The organism is Polynucleobacter victoriensis (assembly GCF_900187875.1).
In the GTDB taxonomy this organism is placed as follows: domain Bacteria; phylum Pseudomonadota; class Gammaproteobacteria; order Burkholderiales; family Burkholderiaceae; genus Polynucleobacter; species Polynucleobacter victoriensis.
Genome location: NZ_FYEX01000001.1, coordinates 178,881 through 195,349 on the forward strand (window position 1 = coordinate 178,881; position 16,469 = coordinate 195,349).

Annotated in this window: 20 protein-coding genes and 1 tRNA gene; 6 read left to right on the forward strand and 15 right to left on the reverse strand. The window is 43.6% G+C overall.

Going from position 1 to position 16,469, the window contains the following annotated elements; genetic code table 11:
• Positions 1 to 5: 5 nt before the first annotated feature.
• The gene (locus CFR83_RS00875; RefSeq protein WP_088812036.1) at positions 6 to 1,316 is read right to left on the reverse strand and encodes a homoserine dehydrogenase; all 1,311 of its coding nucleotides are present in this window, start codon (positions 1,314 to 1,316) and stop codon (positions 6 to 8) included.
• 60 nt (positions 1,317 to 1,376) lie between these two features.
• Positions 1,377 to 2,606: a pyridoxal phosphate-dependent aminotransferase gene (locus CFR83_RS00880; RefSeq protein ID WP_088813146.1), complete on the reverse strand. Its 1,230-nt coding sequence runs from the start codon at positions 2,604 to 2,606 to the stop codon at positions 1,377 to 1,379.
• An 89-nt stretch (positions 2,607 to 2,695) separates the two neighbouring features.
• On the opposite strand from CFR83_RS00880, the gene CFR83_RS00885 reads away from it, so the two are divergent.
• The 4 genes from CFR83_RS00885 (at position 2,696) to CFR83_RS00900 (ending at position 5,950) form a co-directional block, all read left to right on the forward strand.
• Entirely contained in the window at positions 2,696 to 3,070 is a 375-nt protein-coding gene (locus tag CFR83_RS00885) for an Mth938-like domain-containing protein (protein ID WP_088812037.1), read from the forward strand.
• Between the two features lie 75 nt (positions 3,071 to 3,145).
• Positions 3,146 to 3,610 (forward strand): peroxiredoxin, encoded by a 465-nt coding sequence (locus CFR83_RS00890; protein WP_088812038.1) that lies wholly within the window; start codon positions 3,146 to 3,148, stop codon positions 3,608 to 3,610.
• Between the two features lie 116 nt (positions 3,611 to 3,726).
• Positions 3,727 to 5,406, forward strand: coding sequence for a PhoH family protein (locus CFR83_RS00895; protein WP_088812039.1), 1,680 nt, complete (start codon positions 3,727 to 3,729; stop codon positions 5,404 to 5,406).
• Complete coding sequence (locus CFR83_RS00900) at positions 5,387 to 5,950, forward strand: C40 family peptidase (protein ID WP_088812040.1); 564 nt, start codon at positions 5,387 to 5,389, stop codon at positions 5,948 to 5,950. The genes CFR83_RS00895 and CFR83_RS00900 overlap by 20 nt, the downstream gene beginning before the upstream one ends.
• Positions 5,951 to 6,025: 75 nt before the next feature.
• Here CFR83_RS00900 and CFR83_RS00905 read toward each other — a convergent pair whose 3' ends face one another.
• The 8 genes from CFR83_RS00905 to CFR83_RS00940 all read right to left on the reverse strand — a co-directional run bounded on the left by CFR83_RS00905 (position 6,026) and on the right by CFR83_RS00940 (position 11,679).
• Positions 6,026 to 7,036 (reverse strand): inorganic phosphate transporter, encoded by a 1,011-nt coding sequence (locus CFR83_RS00905; RefSeq protein WP_088812041.1) that lies wholly within the window; start codon positions 7,034 to 7,036, stop codon positions 6,026 to 6,028.
• The gene (locus tag CFR83_RS00910; protein WP_088812042.1) at positions 7,036 to 7,662 is read right to left on the reverse strand and encodes a DUF47 domain-containing protein; all 627 of its coding nucleotides are present in this window, start codon (positions 7,660 to 7,662) and stop codon (positions 7,036 to 7,038) included. The genes CFR83_RS00905 and CFR83_RS00910 overlap by 1 nt, the downstream gene beginning before the upstream one ends.
• Positions 7,663 to 7,735: 73 nt before the next feature.
• Entirely contained in the window at positions 7,736 to 9,130 is a 1,395-nt protein-coding gene (gene dnaB, locus CFR83_RS00915; protein WP_088812043.1) for a replicative DNA helicase, read from the reverse strand.
• A gap of 42 nt (positions 9,131 to 9,172) precedes the next feature.
• Positions 9,173 to 9,625: a 50S ribosomal protein L9 gene (gene rplI, locus CFR83_RS00920; RefSeq protein ID WP_088812044.1), complete on the reverse strand. Its 453-nt coding sequence runs from the start codon at positions 9,623 to 9,625 to the stop codon at positions 9,173 to 9,175.
• Between the two features lie 12 nt (positions 9,626 to 9,637).
• Positions 9,638 to 9,916 (reverse strand): 30S ribosomal protein S18, encoded by a 279-nt coding sequence (gene rpsR / locus CFR83_RS00925; RefSeq protein WP_088812045.1) that lies wholly within the window; start codon positions 9,914 to 9,916, stop codon positions 9,638 to 9,640.
• A 12-nt stretch (positions 9,917 to 9,928) separates the two neighbouring features.
• Positions 9,929 to 10,216: a primosomal replication protein N gene (gene priB, locus CFR83_RS00930; protein WP_088812046.1), complete on the reverse strand. Its 288-nt coding sequence runs from the start codon at positions 10,214 to 10,216 to the stop codon at positions 9,929 to 9,931.
• Positions 10,217 to 10,237: 21 nt separating this feature from the next.
• Positions 10,238 to 10,609: a 30S ribosomal protein S6 gene (gene rpsF, locus CFR83_RS00935; RefSeq protein WP_088812047.1), complete on the reverse strand. Its 372-nt coding sequence runs from the start codon at positions 10,607 to 10,609 to the stop codon at positions 10,238 to 10,240.
• A 92-nt stretch (positions 10,610 to 10,701) separates the two neighbouring features.
• Complete coding sequence (locus CFR83_RS00940) at positions 10,702 to 11,679, reverse strand: asparaginase (protein WP_165765029.1); 978 nt, start codon at positions 11,677 to 11,679, stop codon at positions 10,702 to 10,704.
• Positions 11,680 to 11,735: 56 nt separating this feature from the next.
• Here CFR83_RS00940 and lexA point away from each other — a divergent pair, with 56 nt between their 5' ends.
• Positions 11,736 to 12,395 (forward strand): transcriptional repressor LexA, encoded by a 660-nt coding sequence (gene lexA, locus CFR83_RS00945; protein ID WP_088812049.1) that lies wholly within the window; start codon positions 11,736 to 11,738, stop codon positions 12,393 to 12,395.
• 16 nt (positions 12,396 to 12,411) lie between these two features.
• Here the strand turns inward: lexA and CFR83_RS00950 are convergent, their stop codons facing one another.
• Positions 12,412 to 13,329, reverse strand: a complete 918-nt coding sequence (locus CFR83_RS00950) for an LpxL/LpxP family acyltransferase (RefSeq protein WP_088812050.1) — start codon at positions 13,327 to 13,329, stop codon at positions 12,412 to 12,414.
• Between the two features lie 83 nt (positions 13,330 to 13,412).
• Between CFR83_RS00950 and CFR83_RS00955 the strand changes: the two genes are divergently transcribed.
• Positions 13,413 to 13,826: a coiled-coil domain-containing protein gene (locus CFR83_RS00955; protein ID WP_133062451.1), complete on the forward strand. Its 414-nt coding sequence runs from the start codon at positions 13,413 to 13,415 to the stop codon at positions 13,824 to 13,826.
• Positions 13,827 to 13,840: 14 nt separating this feature from the next.
• Here CFR83_RS00955 and CFR83_RS00960 read toward each other — a convergent pair whose 3' ends face one another.
• The 4 genes from CFR83_RS00960 to CFR83_RS00975 form a co-directional block, all read right to left on the reverse strand.
• A complete protein-coding gene (locus CFR83_RS00960; protein WP_088812052.1) occupies positions 13,841 to 14,221 on the reverse strand; it encodes a c-type cytochrome in 381 nt (126 codons plus the stop codon).
• Positions 14,222 to 14,334: 113 nt separating this feature from the next.
• Positions 14,335 to 14,410, reverse strand: a tRNA-His gene (locus tag CFR83_RS00965).
• Positions 14,411 to 14,425: 15 nt separating this feature from the next.
• Positions 14,426 to 15,508 carry a tRNA dihydrouridine(20/20a) synthase DusA gene (gene dusA / locus CFR83_RS00970; protein WP_088812053.1) on the reverse strand — a complete coding sequence of 361 codons (1,083 nt, stop codon included), beginning with the start codon at positions 15,506 to 15,508 and terminating at the stop codon, positions 14,426 to 14,428.
• 9 nt (positions 15,509 to 15,517) lie between these two features.
• Entirely contained in the window at positions 15,518 to 16,414 is an 897-nt protein-coding gene (locus CFR83_RS00975) for a pseudouridine synthase (protein ID WP_088812054.1), read from the reverse strand.
• Between the last annotated feature and the right edge of the window lie 55 nt (positions 16,415 to 16,469).

Genomic DNA, 16,469 nt, shown 5'->3' on the forward strand with positions numbered 1-16,469 from the left:
AATAATTAACTTAAATTTTCCAAACGAATCTTTGTTACCGAACCTTCCACAGTCTTCAAAGCTTCTACCTTGGCAATCGCAGCCAAAATGTTTTTCTCTTTGGTCTCGTGAGTCAACATGATCAAATCAGTTTGCTTCTCACCATCACCCGCTTCACGTTGCAACATGGCATCAATTGAAATACCGTTATCTGCCAAGATACGGGTAATATCAGCCAACACGCCGGCCACATCAGCTACGCGTAGGCGCAAGTAGTAACTAGTTGTCACCTCACCCATTGGCATGATGCTGGTATTAACCATAGAACCTGGCTGGAATGCTAAATGTGGCACACGGTGCTCAGGATCTGCAGTTTGTAAGCGCGCCACATCAACCAAGTCGGCAATGACTGCTGAAGCAGTTGGCTCTGAACCCGCACCCTTACCGTAGTAGAGCGTTGTACCAACCGCATCACCCATCACTTGTACAGCGTTCATGGCACCTTCAACGTTAGCAATCAAACGCTTAGCTGGAATCAATGTTGGATGTACACGCAACTCGATACCATCTTTAGTTTTCTTAGTAATACCTAAAAGCTTAATACGGTAACCCAATTGCTCCGCATACTTAATATCTACAGCAGATAGTTTGGTGATACCCTCTACGTGCGCTTTATCAAATTGCATTGGAATACCAAAAGCAATCGCGCTCATGATGGTCGCCTTATGAGCAGCATCAACACCTTCAATGTCAAATGTAGGATCCGCCTCTGCATAACCCAAACGTTGCGCTTCTTTTAGCACTACATCAAAATCCAAACCTTTGTCGCGCATCTCAGACAAAATGAAGTTAGTTGTGCCGTTGATAATGCCCGCAATCCACTCAATGCGGTTAGCCGTTAAGCCTTCACGCAAAGCTTTGATGATTGGGATGCCGCCTGCTACTGCCGCCTCAAAGTTAACTGTCACACCTTTAGCTTGGGCTGCAGCAAAAATCTCATTGCCATGAACAGCTAACAATGCTTTATTTGCAGTCACAACATGCTTGCCGTTATTAATTGCGGCCAAGACTAATTCCTTAGCGATGCCATAACCACCAATCAACTCCACCACCACATCAATCTCTGGGTCATTCACCACCAACTTGGCATCATTCACCACCTTAGCGCGACCTTTTACTAATTCCTCTGCACGCTTGGTATCTAAGTCAGCCACAGTGCGAATCTGAATGCCACGACCTGCACGACGGGTAATCTCTTCCTGATTACGGTCAAGGACAGTAAATACACCACCACCAACAGTACCGATGCCCAAAAGGCCAACTTGAATAGGTTTCATGAATAAAAGCTCTTACTTAGTAAATGTGAAAAATGAAATAAATTAATTTATTAACTTGAATTATTTTTTGCCGTATTTCTTACGATAACGCTCTAAGAATTTAGCCAGTCTTGCGATTGCCTCGCGCAACACATCTTCATGAGGCAAAAATACAATTCTGAAATGATCTGGATGAGGCCAATTGAAGCCACTGCCTTGCACCAATAAAACTTTTTCCTCACGCAACAGGGTTGCAATGAACTCTTGATCGTTTTCAATCGGATACATCTCAGGATCCAATTTTGGAAATAAATACAAGGCTGCCTTTGGCTTGACACAAGTCACGCCCGGAATCTGCGTCACCAACTCCCAAGCAAGATCTCTTTGGCGACGTAAACGCCCACCTTCTGCCACTAAATCATTGATACTTTGGTATCCGCCCAAGGCAGTCTGAATGGCGTACTGGCCAGGCACGTTGGCACACAAGCGCATCGATGACAACATATTTAAACCTTCAATGTAGTCTTTAGCGCCACTCTTATCACCAGACACCACCATCCAACCAGAACGGTAGCCACAAGAACGATAGTTCTTAGATAAACCATTAAATGTCACTGTTACAACATCAGTCGATAAAGCGCCAATTGAAGTGTGTTTAACACCATCAAATAAGGTTTTATCGTAAATCTCATCAGCAAAGATAATCAAACCGTGTTCACGCGCCAAGGCGATGATCTCTTTCAATACCGCATCACCATACAAAGCACCAGTTGGATTGTTCGGGTTAATCACCACAATCGCTTTGGTCTTAGGTGTAATTTTTGATTTGATATCAGCAATATCTGGGGCCCATTCCTGCGCCTCATCACACATGTAATGCTTAGGAGTGCCGCCAGATAAGCTCACAGCAGCTGTCCATAGCGGGTAATCAGGCGCTGGCACCAACACCTCATCTCCAGCATTTAGCAATGCATTCATTGCCAATACGATTAGTTCAGATACACCGTTGCCAGTGTAGATATCATCCAAAGTTACACCTTGAATACCCTTCTCTTGGCAGTAATGCATGATTGCTTTACGCGCCGAGAAGATACCTTTGGAATCAGAATAGGCTGCTGAATTTGGCAAATTACGGATCATGTCCAACTGAATTTCTTCAGGCGGATCAAAACCAAACACCCCCACATTACCAATATTGAGCTTGATAATTTTCTGACCCTCTTCCTCCATTTGCTGAGCAAGTTCGAGCACAGGTCCACGTATGTCATAACAAACGTTATTTAATTTGGAGGATTTTTTTATTTCTTTCACAATAGTCACTTAAAGTCTTATAGAAACACTATAAAGTCTTAATTTATTTATAATTTTGTAATTATGACAGAGCCTGAGGGCATACCCAAGTGAAACTACAACCGGATCGACAACCCAGCTTAAATACGGTTTCAGCTTACGGGTCTAATTACATAGAAATCAACGCTCAGCGTTACGATCATTCCATCATTTTGGGACCAGAAGGCCCTGTCCTAGAATGGTCTTGTAGCCGTTTCGAAGACCTAAAAATTGAGGATTTTGAGCTAATTGCTAGCCAAAAGCCTGCTGTGGTGATTTTTGGTAGTGGCCAAAAGATACGATTTCCCAAACCAGAACTCCTAAAACCCCTAATTCAGGCCAGAATCGGGGTTGAAACCATGGATTTGCAAGCCGCCTGTCGCACCTACAATATTCTGATGGCCGAAGGACGCAACGTGATTGCAGCACTATTAATTGAAAAATAAGAAAAACAATCGATTTGTAGAATAAGTCTGATATAAATACAGCTATACCAACAAAAATTAAATAATGGAGACTGTATGACCGTAGCACTTGGCAAACCAATACCCTATTTTGAAATACCGGCTACTAGTGGCTTGGTTTTCACACCAACAGCCTGCCAGGGTCGCAAAATTGTGATGTATTTCTATCCAAAAGACTCAACCCCAGGGTGTACTGTTGAATCAATGGAATTTAGAGACACGATTGATGAATTCACCAAAGCCAATACCTTGGTTGTAGGCATCTCTCGAGACAACCTTAAGTCTCATGAAAACTTCAAAAGAAAAATTGAACTTCCTTTCGAACTACTTGCAGACACAGAAGAAACCCTATGCCAACTATTTGGCGTCATGAAAATGAAAAATATGTATGGCAAGCAAGTTCGAGGTATTGAACGCAGCACTTTCCTGATTGATGAACAAGGTATCTTAAGACACGAATGGCGTGGCCTCAAGATTCCAGGTCACGTCCAGGATGTTTTGAAGGCTGCCATCGCTTTATGATTGCATTGTCATAAAAATTAGGATAACTTATCACCTAGATGTTGAAAAATACCTTTACCTCACAAGCCGCCACCCCACCAGGTAGGCGGCTTTTTCTTTATTAGGAGACCTTCGGAATGCCTCTGCCACCTATCCCAACTCAAGCAGCAGATAAAGTGAACATCAGTCGTCAACCAAAAGCAGACTTAAAGAAACGACCAAAAAGAATTGAAGTTGAGGAAGTAGAAGAAATTACAGAATTAGCAGAAGGTTCAGCAAGTTTTGATGTCGAAACCGACAACTCACAATCACTAGCAGATATTGCTATTGAAAAAATGAGAGCTCCAAGTAAATCGAGCAAGAAGTCTTCTGCCAATGCGGTGAAGTCTTCTCCTCGTGTGCGCAAGATTCCAGATGACGGCATCATCCGTATGTTCGTACTAGATACAAACGTATTAATGCATGACCCATCAGCGCTTTTCCGCTTTGAAGAGCATGACGTGTATCTACCCATGATGACTCTAGAAGAACTAGATAATCATAAGAAGGGTATGAGCGAAGTAGCACGCAATGCGCGTACAGTCAGCCGCTCTTTAGATCAATTGGTTGCCAACACAAGTGGTGTTTTAGAAGATGGCATACCACTCAACAAATTAGGCAATAAAGATGCCACTGGCAATCTTTACTTCCAAGTTCAATTAAGTAGCATTACTTTGCCTGATGGCTTGCCTACAGGCAAAGCAGACAACATGATTTTGGGAGTTGTCAGAGAACTACAACAAAGTCGTAAAGATCGTCAGGTTGTATTGGTATCCAAAGATATCAATATGCGCATTAAGGCACGCGCATTAGGTTTACCTGCTGAAGATTACTTCAACGACCAAGTACTCGAAGACCGCGATTTGATGTACTCAGGCGTTCTTCAACTTCCAGTAGATTTTTGGCCAAAGCACGGCAAGGACATGGAAAGTTGGAGTGATAGCAAATCAGGAACGATGTTCTATCGCGTAACAGGTCCAACCGTTGCGCAAATGATGGTGAATCAATTTGTTTATCAAGAAAATTCTGATGGTGGCACACCTTTTTATGCCCAAGTTCGAGAAGTACAAGGTCGCACTGCCCTACTACAAACATTGCGCGACTTCTCTCACCAAAAGAATAATGTTTGGAGTATCACCGCTCGTAATCGCGAACAAAACTTCGCGATGAACCTGCTCATGAATCCAGATATTGATTTTGTTACTTTATTGGGTCAAGCTGGTACAGGTAAAACATTGCTAGCGCTTGCAGCAGCACTGGAACAAGTGCTCGATAGCAAACGCTATAACGAAATCATCATTACTCGTGCAACGGTACCTGTTGGTGAAGATATTGGCTTCTTGCCCGGCACTGAAGAAGAAAAGATGCAACCTTGGATGGGGGCATTTGATGACAACCTAGAAGTTCTTCATCGCAGCGAAGATGGTGCTGGTGAATGGGGTCGTGCCGCCACTCAAGAATTGATTCGTTCGCGCATCAAGGTTAAGAGTATGAACTTCATGCGTGGTCGGACATTCGTGAGCAAATTCGTGATTATCGATGAAGCGCAAAACTTAACACCGAAACAAATGAAAACCTTGGTAACCCGAGCAGGTCCAGGTACAAAAATTGTTTGCCTAGGTAATATCGCGCAAATTGATACACCCTACCTAACGGAGGGTTCATCAGGCCTTACCTATGTGGTTGATCGTTTCAAAGGCTGGCGCCACAGCGGTCACGTCACATTGGCTCGTGGTGAACGCTCTCGCCTTGCAGACCATGCAGCAGACGCTCTTTAATCAAGCTCTAATTAAGAAGGCGAGGAAGTTCTCGCCTTCTTTTTCTTTGGTATTTAAGAGTCTCAAAAAAACATTCATTGTTTTTGGCACTTGTGGCATCCTGTCTGCATGCGCCATGCTGCCCAGATTTTCTTCACTACCTGACTTTGATAAGGAAGTTAGTGCAGGCACAGAGGATATTTCAATTGCAGCAATTGGTTTAGTTGGGGTCCCCTATCGCTACGGTGGTAATACACCTAAAGGTGGTTTCGATTGCAGCGGATTAATTGGGTATGTTTATCAAAACACCGCGAATAAGAAACTACCTAGAACGACTGAAGAGATGGGGCAAATAGGCACCTCTCTTGGCAACGACACACCAGCGCCTGGCGACTTGGTATTTTTTAATACACAAGGCAGTCGTCACTCTCACGTGGGCATTTATGTAGGTAAAGGTCGCTTTGTGCATGCCCCATCAAAAGGAGGTACGGTACGTCTAGAAAAAATCACATCCTCCTACTGGTCGCAAAGGTACACAGAAGCCAGACGAATCATTCAAAGATAGTTTGGTTAATCTTTGGTGGCATAAATAAAAAAGCCTGATTGAATCAGGCTTTTTACTTTGTAAGATTTTTACTTTTTACAGCACTTGCTTACCAATCCACCAAGCTGCTGCAGCCATCAAACCAGAAGCTGGAATGGTGAGAATCCATGCCCAGACAATGCTACCAGCCAAGCCCCAGCGCACAGATGACATACGGCGTGCTGAACCAACCCCAACAATCGCACCAGTAATGGTGTGAGTCGTTGAAACTGGAATACCTAGAGCGCCAGCTAAGAACAACGTCATAGCACCGCCTGTTTCAGCGCAGAAGCCACCAAATGGCTTGAGCTTAGTAATTTTTTGACCCATGGTTTTCACAATACGCCAGCCACCAAATAAAGTTCCAAGACCAATGGCCACATAACAAGAAATAATCACCCATGTTGGTGGCGAAGTGTCAGCAGTCGTCATATAACCACCAGTTAGCAACAACAACCAAATAATACCGATGGTCTTTTGCGCATCATTACCACCATGTCCTAAGCTATACATAGATGCGGACAACAATTGGAAACGGCGGAACCATCTATCCACATGAGCTGGCGACATTCTGAAGCACAACCATGAGAATAAAAGCATCAACAGCGCACCAAATAAGAATCCTAATAGTGGCGAAATTAAGATAAATGCAACGGTCTTCACAACACCAGCAGTAATCAATGCAGATGGCCCCACCTTAGCTAAGGCAGCACCAACTAGACCACCAATCAAAGCATGAGAAGAACTTGATGGAATACCGCCCCACCAAGTAATCACGTTCCATACAATCGCACCAACCAAAGCCCCAAAGATCACATAGTGATCCACAATCGCTGGGTCAATGGTTCCTTTACCTACAGTCGCCGCCACTTTGAGCTGAAAGATCATGATGGCGATAAAGTTAAAAAAAGCCGCCATTGCCACAGCATGTTGTGGTTTTAGAACCCCTGTTGATACAACTGTCGCAATTGAGTTAGCCGCATCATGAAAGCCATTCATAAAGTCGAATAGCAAGGCTAAGCCCACTAATAGGGCCACCACCCAAATACTCATCTCTACCGGAGTCATTACGCGTTTTCCAGAACAATGCCTTCAAGGATGTTAGCCACATCCTCACACTTATCCGTGATTGTCTCTAACAACTCATAGACTGCTTTGAGCTTCATCAAGCGTTTAAAGTCGTTTTCATTACGGAATAATTGAGAAATTGCTGAACGCATCACTCGGTCCGCGTCAGACTCAAGCATGTCAATTTCTGTAGAAATGCGCAAAATATCTTTGGCGTTTTTCATGTCATGTAACTTCATTACCGCAGCGCTTACGCGCTCACAGCAAGCTTCACAAATACGTGCTAACTCAACTGCCTCTGGAGTCACTTGAGATACATCGTATAACTGAATAACTTCAGCCACATCTTCCATCAAGTCCAAGATGTCATCCATGGTTGTGATGAGTTTATGAATCTCATCACGATCTAACGGAGTAATAAATGTTTTGTGAAGTAAATCGATTGTCTCGTGGGTAATTTTGTCAGCTTTTTTCTCAGAAGACTGAATCGCACGAGCATGCTCCGCAGCATTGGGCAAGTCGTTAATCAACTGGAAAAGATCCTTAGACCCTTGAACACATAATGAAACGTGTTGATTGAATAATTCGAAGAAATTCTCTTCTTTAGGCATGAAACGACCAAGCATAAGTATCCTTATATGACACGACACAAAAGTGTCATCATTTTAGTCTATTAGCTAGGGGATTTACCTAAATTAATTAAAACGGCTCGTAACCACCAGAGGATTGCCCTGGAGCTAGCGCCAAGTTATCAAATTTTGTGAATTGGCCTTGCCAACTCATCTTGATCGTACCAATCGGACCATTACGCTGCTTAGCCACAATGATTTCAGCCACGCCCTTCTCTGGAGTGGTGTCTGGATGGTAGACCTCATCACGATAGATGAACAAAATCACGTCCGCATCTTGCTCAATAGCACCAGATTCACGAAGATCTGACATAACAGGACGCTTATTCGGACGTTGCTCTAAGCCACGATTCAATTGTGACAGTGCAATCACTGGGCACTGAAGTTCTTTAGCCAAAGACTTTAAGGATCTAGAAATCTCTGAAATTTCTGTGGCACGGTTCTCACTGCCGCCGCCACTGTTACCGCTCATTAACTGGATGTAGTCAATCACGATCAAACCCAAAGTACCGCACTTACGTGCGATTCTTCGCGCCCTGGCGCGCAACTCCAAACTACTCAGCGCACCGGTCTCATCGATCATGATGTTGGTGTCATTTAAACGAGAAATCGCCTCAGTAATCTTTGGCCACTCATCATCTGTTAACTTACCCGTTCTCATGCGCGATTGGTCAATACGCCCAACTGAGCCCAAAATACGAGAAGCTAATTGAGAGGCGCCCATCTCCATCGAGAAAATCAAAACAGGCAAACCTTCTTTAAGAGCTACGTTTTCCGCAATATTCACAGCAAAACTGGTCTTACCCATAGAAGGACGACCCGCGACAATAATTAAATCGCCTTTTTGCAAACCACTGGTCTGGCGATCTAAATCAATGAAACTTGTAGCTACACCTGTTACATCAGTAGAACCCTGACGGTGATACAACTCATCAATACGATTCACCACATCTGTTAACAATGGGGCGATTTCAAAATAATCAGTTTTACCGCGATTGCTATCTTCACCAATAGCTAAAATTCTAGACTCAGCCTCATCCAACAGAGTTTGAACAGAACGACCTTCAGGAGTGAAGGCACTTCCTGCAATCATGTCTGAAGTTTGAATGAGTCGACGCAACACACTGCGATCACGCACGATTTCTGCGTAACCACGAATATTTGATGCACTTGGAGTAGATTGAGCCAAGGCATTTAGATAATCAATACCAATTGACTCACCACCACCCTGGGTTTTCATGGCTTCTGCAACGGTGATCACGTCAGCTGGCATGGCTTCACCCACCAACTTACCAATCACGCGATAGATCAAACCATGATCAGGGCGATAAAAATCTTTTTCAGTTAATAAGTCCCCAACCCTATCCCATGCAGAGTTATCCAAAAGCAAACCGCCGAGCACCGATTGCTCGGCCTCGACGGAATGCGGGGGTACTTTTAAAGCTTGTAGCGCTGAATCAACCATGAACTGATGATATCAGGAGATATCGTTCAATTAAATGATTAATTACGCTTGCTCGCCAATCACTTGGACAGTAATTTCAACAACTACGTCTGTGTGAACAGCAACTGATAACGGGTGGTCACCAACAATCTTTAATGGGCCTGTTGGCATACGGATAGAAGCTTTCTCAATAGAGAAACCTTTACCTTTCAATGCCTCAGCAACGTCATGATTAGTTACAGAACCAAACAAACGACCATCAACACCAGCCTTTTGTCTAATCTCAACTGTCAAGCCAGTTAGTTTTGCACCAACTGCTTGCGCTGCTGCCAACTTCTCAGCTGCCAATTTTTCCAACTCAGCACGTTTAGCTTCAAACTCAGCAATCGCTGTAGCAGTTGCACGACGAGCCATGCGTTGTGGAATTAAAAAGTTACGAGCGAAACCATCTTTAACGCGAACAACGTCGCCTAAGTTACCAAGGTTAGCTACTTTTTCTAGGAGAATAATTTGCATAGTGACTCCTGATTATTTCTTATGTTGGTCAGTGAAAGGCATCAAAGCTAAGAAGCGCGCGCGTTTGATAGCTGTTTCCAATTGGCGCTGATACAAAGCTTTAGTACCAGTCAAACGAGCAGGAGTGATCTTGCCGTTTTCACCGATGAAGTCACGTAGTGTGTCTACATCTTTGTAATCGATTTGGTCAACGTTTGCTGCTGTGAAACGGCAAAAACGTTTACGTTTAAATAATGGGTTTTGTGCTGGACGCTTGTTCTTGCGGTCATCACCTTTTTTTACAAATGCCATGATGTTTCCTTTTTACAATTCAATATGCGTGATATGAAAGACGAGTCGCTGACTGCGCAGGGTTTTGTGAGCTAAGAAACCTTCAAATCTAACTACCTTCCCCAACGCTATTCGATCAAGTTGCTGATGAACTGATCCAATTGCAATCGCTTCGAGACTCATTCTGACTTGCCGAGGTTGATCTGCTTCTTGAACTTCCCCACTATGTTCTAGTAGGCATTCAATGACAGGTACTCCTGCTGGCGTATATCGAAGAGCTTCCTTAGCGACTAGGGCGGCTGTTAGGATGAAACGATTCAACCCAAACCCGCTCAGTGCCTATTAGGCAGCAGGCGCCTCCGTTGCTTGAAGAGCTTTACGAGCTTCTTCACGTTCAACTTGCTTCATCATGATTGATGGCTCTGTTTCAGCCTTCTTAGTCTTGATTACCAAGTGACGCAATACAGCATCGTTGAACTTAAAGCCGTGCTCTAACTCATCAAGAGTAGCTTGGCCACACTCAATGTTCATGCAAACGTAGTGAGCTTTTGCGAGCTTGTCGATCATGTAAGCCATTTGACGACGGCCCCAATCTTCAACGCGGTGAACTTTACCACCTTGAGTTGTAATAGTACTTGTGTACTTTTCAACCATGGCAGGTACTTGCTCGCTTTGGTCCGGATGGACGATAAAAACGATTTCGTAATGACGCATTAATTACTCCTTATGGATAAAAGTCACCTGGGCGTCTCAGCTACCACTGTTTAGATAACTGACCAGTGTGACAAGGTAAAAAAACTACAGCCTTAGATTGTAGCAAAAATACTCTGCCAATCCTCAGTTTTTCGCGAATTTGCCTCTAAAAGAGCCAATTGGAGGGCGATTCTGGCTTTAGGGGGAGATAAATCCCTTGCTGATAGCCAGTTCCAGGCAGTATCTGGCTCAGGAATCTCAGAAAACACCGCTCCAGCACCTGTTCTTGATGATCGTACGACTGCAACTCCCATTTGGGCAGCCCAAACTAGTCTTTCAGCCAAGACTCGATTAACACTCCCCTGCCCGGTACCAGCAATCACAATCCCCTCAACACCTTGAGCCACAAGCGCATCCACTAATTCGCCCTTAGCACCACCGTGACTGGTCAGAATTTCAACCCACGGCCATTGAGCCTCACCAGGCAGACTAAGGTCAGCTTGGCGCTTGTGAATCGGACCATCTAACTCCCTAGCGTTGACCACTAGAGCATCCAAGGCATGCGTGTGTTGTTTTGACAGGTCTCTTGCTAAACATGGCTTTCCAGCCATCATAGCCAAAATACCGTATTGTTCCGTGTCTTTGGCCTCTTTGGCCAAATAAAGAGCTGCCCGCAAGTTAAGTGGGCCATCTGCATGGTCGGCATTGGATGGCAACATCGCCCCAGTTAAAACAACAGCTTTTTTGTAGTGGCTAGCTAACTTGCCCAACGTGGCATGTAAAAAAACGCCTGTTTCCTCCATGGTATCGGTACCATGAGTAATCACGATTCCGATAACAGCCTCATCTTCCAAACCAGCTTTTACAGCCCATCCAAGCGTAATCAATAACTCTTCAGTCATATGACGGCTATCAATATTGGCTACTTGCATAGCCTCTACGTGGCCAATATCAGACTCCAAGCCAATTTCATGGAGCAATTCAGCAACACTAATTTGACCGGCTTGATAAGCCATGGGCTTACTCGGATCGCTGGCTAAGCCAGCAATCGTGCCCCCCATACCCAAAAGTAATAAATGACCAGAATTCATAGAAAACATTATCAATGGGTATTGCATCTTATGAAATCACTGTATAGAATGACAGTATGGACAAAAACACAGCCAAACCTAAGCTAACAGCCCGCCAAGAAGAGATTCTTAGCCTGATTACGGATGCTATCTCTCGCAGCGGTTTACCTCCGACTCGAGCTGAAATTGCATCACGCTTGGGTTTTGCCTCCGCCAACGCTGCAGAAGAACATTTACGAGCACTGGCACGCAAAGGTTATGTTGAGTTGACTCCAGGAACTTCACGAGGCATCAAACTTCCTAAGCAACTCAACCTCCCTATTCCAGCACTGCAGCAACTCACACTTCCTTTAATTGGACGAGTGGCAGCTGGTTCACCAATCCTTGCTGTAGAACATATACAAAAACAAGTTCCATGTGACCCTTCTTTATTTGATAAGGGTGCCGACTACCTTTTAAAAGTACGCGGCATGAGTATGAGAGATGCTGGTATCTTGGATGGTGATTATTTGGCCGTTAAGAAAACTAGCGAAGTTCGTAATGGTGAAATCGTCGTGGCTCGACTGGACGATGAGGTCACTGTTAAACGTTGGTCACAATCCAAAGGTCCGCATGGCGTCAAAATAGAATTGATCGCCGAAAATCCTGATTTCGAAAACATCATTGTTGATCCTCGCCGTGATGAAATCACAGTTGAGGGTCTTGCTGTTGGTCTAATTAGACCTGGTGGCCTATAAGCAAGTTAGTTCTTTACTAATAGATAGATGGTTGCCCATCAGGGCGATTCTTAAAGCGTTTATGTATCCAGTAATACTCAGGGATGCGCGGCTTAATCACCTCTTCAAAATAAGCATTCATTCGTGCTGTATCTGCAACCGGATCATCTGATGGGAAATTCGGCCATGGCTTGCCGACATGGCAATCATACCCAGAACCATCTGCTCTTAATGTTGTGAAAATTGGGCATACCTCTGCACCTGCTAAGCGAGCTGTTTTAGATACCGCCAATACTGTATTGGTAGGAACTCCAAAAAATGGCACAAATTCCGAATCGTTTCTTCCAAGATCCATATCAGGAGAGAGACACACAAAAGTACCTTTACGAGCTTCACGAATCAATTCACGACCATGACTTTGTCGTAATAACATCCTTGCCCCAAATCGCTCACGCCATTTTTTAATTCGAGGCTCGAAGTACTCATTCTTCATAAAGACATACAAAGTAATACCAGGGGCTGCTTTGATTTTCTGAAGATGCATAGTGATTGCAATGAGACCCGCTTCAATGCCAACCATATGCATACTGACATAAAGACGCGGCTTGCCATCGTTCATATCCACTTCCGGATAAACAGTCACAAACTCATCAATCGATTGTGGACTACCTAACCATAAGCGACCACGCTCGGCAAAACTTCTACCCAATAAGCGCCAATGTTGTTTCGCTAACTGATCACGCTCAGCCTGACTTAAGTTTGGAAAACACGCTTTCAAGTTGGCATTAATGACCTTCACTCGCGACTTTGAAAAAATCGGAGCGATTGCCGCCATAGCATAACCAATACGCACAACCCATGCGTATGGCATCACCGCCAACAACCATAAAAAGCCATGCGAGAGAATGTTTAAAAATGTTTTCACAAGGATTATTTTCTCACGAACATGTTCCATTAATCCTCCAATTAACCCCACTGCTTAGTCGCCATCATTTTTATCGATTTGTCATTTGCTTATAAAAAATATAAATTATTAATTTGTACGAACAAGAGGACACAATGATCGACACACTCACACTCAAAGAAACATTTGAAAGCAATGGCTTTAGCGCTACTCAGGCAAGTTCACTTAGCCATGCGATGCATGAACTAGCAAAAGATAAAGCTCATTTAGCAACTAAAGAAGAACTACACCTAGTGCGGAATGAATTAAAAAATGACATCAAAGAAGTTAGGGAAGAAATTAAAGATGTGAGAGGAGAAATTAAAGATCTTCGAAACCAAATGACCAATCTGTGGGATTGCTTAAAGGATTTGCGCAAAGAGATGACCAAAGACATGGAAAATCTTGAAAACAGATTGCTACACAAACTCACCTACAGAACCATGTTGAGTCAATTATCAATAGGCACCATATTGGTTACGCTAATGATTTATTTTCACCAGCAATAAATTAATTTTGAAACTTATTTTTTAGCGAGTTGTTTTTTACGCTTTTCAACTTCCTCATGAATAGCATGCATGAGCTTTTCATCTGGACTTTTCCACGTGCCACCCGATTGGTTAGCCATATAAACCACCGCATCAGCAAATTGAGCTAACGTTAAATCAGGTTTACCACCCTTAGGGGGCATACCACGAACTCCCACATAACCATGAGCTGTTAATGTTGCCTGCCCCTCCTTAATAAGAGGAGCCCACTTCGCTTTATCACCAACTTTAGGTGCACCCGCAACGCCGGCACCATGACAAGCCAAACAAACTTGTTTATAGGTGGCCTCGCCATTAGCGTGAGCCAAGTTAAGAGTACACAAAGACAAAATAGATATAAAAACGAGGTTTTTCATGATGGATGAATATTAGTGAGCATTACGGCTGATATTACAGACAATTCATCAATTGTGTTGAGTAGGGTTATCTGCAATAAAAAAAGCCCCTCATAAGGGGCTTTTCGGTATTTTGGGGTGGCTGATGGGGCTCGAACCCACGACAACAGGAATCACAATCCTGGACTCTACCAACTGAGCTACAGCCACCGTAGAGAAATAAGATTATAACCTGTCTGAGTCCTCTTGTTCAACATACATTCTTAACTCTTGATTGGCATCCTCAAAAAAACCTCTAATGTCTTGTTCAGTCTTTACTGCGCCCAACAACCGATAGTCTGATAATTTTCTGCGCCAATGCTTAGATCCTCCCTTGCCATGAGCCAAACCGAGAATATGCCTGGTGATAGCAGCCATATGAAAATGCTCGCCAGTTGCCTGACAGTGCTTTAACCAACCGGAACATTGCCCAATTAATTCTTCAGTAATTCGATTCCATTGCTCTACGCCAAAAAAATGTCCGAATGCCTGCCCATCAGTCTCAAACATCTCATCCCAATCGAGCATCATCCCAGGCGTATGGTAAGCAGCGCGACCAATCATGAAACCATCAAAGTCATTCCAATATCGAGCTATATCCCCATTGGTTTCCAAACCACCATTGAGTAAAACTTTTAGATTCGGAAAATGCTTTTGCGCATCAATACGTAGTTGTTTAGCTACGTCATAACGTAACGGAGGAATTGTTCTATTCTCTTTAGGAGATAACCCCTTCAAGATGGCATTACGCGCATGAATAGTTACTTGACTGGCACCTGCATTGGCGACCTTACAAATGAAATCTAGCGTGAATTGATAATCGTTGAGATTATCCTGAACATTCATCTCATTTAAACCGATTCGATGCTTGACCGTTACTGGCATATCCACAGCATCAACCATCGCTTTAACGCAGTCAGCTACTAAATCAGGCTCTGCCATCAAACAAGCACCAAATGATCCACGCTGAACGCGTTCCGATGGGCAACCACAATTTAAATCAATTTCGTCATAGCCCCACTTTTGCGCTAACTTTGCCGATGTTGCTAAATCCTGAGGCTCACTACCACCCAGTTGCAAAACAACTGGGTGCTGAATTTCATCAAAATCTAAATGTCGTGGCACATCACCATGAATCAACGCACCTGTTGTCACCATCTCACTATAGAGAACAGCCTTCTTAGTTAGACTGCGATGAAAAGTTCGGCACTGACGATCAGTCCAATCCATCATTGGAGCTACCGCTAAGCGTTTTTGATTTTGTGACATGTGTCAATTTTATAGATGAAGTGCTTGAGTGCTAAAAAAATGATGCTTTAAGCCACTAATAGGATCAACAAAAGATAACTCCTTTGCCAATAATTGCAGCGGCTGGGTAAAGTCTTTATTGCTCATCACATGGGGCTGCAATACTGGATAAATCTGGTCATTCTTAATCGGTATACCCAAAGCACTCATGTGCACTCTCAACTGATGCTTTCTTCCTGTACCTAACTTCAGAGAATACTTCGCCCAAGAACCACTTACCTCCTCAATATCAATCCAAGTGTCAGAGTTCGGCTCACCAGCCACTTCATGCATTTGAATAAATACCGAAGACTCTTCAATCCTACTTTGGTAATGAATTGGAAAACGATTCTGCAAATCTTCTTGATATGGTGCAATTGCCTGATAGGTTTTTTCAACAAGCCTATCTCTAAACAATGCTTGATAAGCGTTTCTATCAGATGCTCGTTTTGAAAACGCTACCAAACCTGCTGTCTCACGATCAATCCGATGAATTGGACTCAATGTCTCAATACCTGTGGATTTCTTCAAACGTACTAAAAGAGTTTCTTGTAAATAATGTCCACCTGGGGTGACCGGTAAGAAATGAGGCTTGTCAGCAATTAATAGATAGTCGTCTTGGTAAACGATAGTCTCATTAAAAGGAATCCTCTCTTCAGACTCAACACGCCTGAAGTAATAAACAAATGTGCCGGCCAAATATTGACTGGTAACACTAAGAGTTAAGCCGTCAGAGTCGAATATCAAACCATCATTAAACCTTGATACCCACTCATCTCTTTGAATCGCCGGAAATTTATCCACGAGAAAATCTAGTACCGTCCCGAAAGCATGACCACCCTGAGGTAGAAATACCTTGCTAGGAGAAATACCAGATTGGCTTTGCATAATCAGAGATCCAATGACAACAAAGCCGCACCTAAAAAGTATGCGGCTTTGTTAA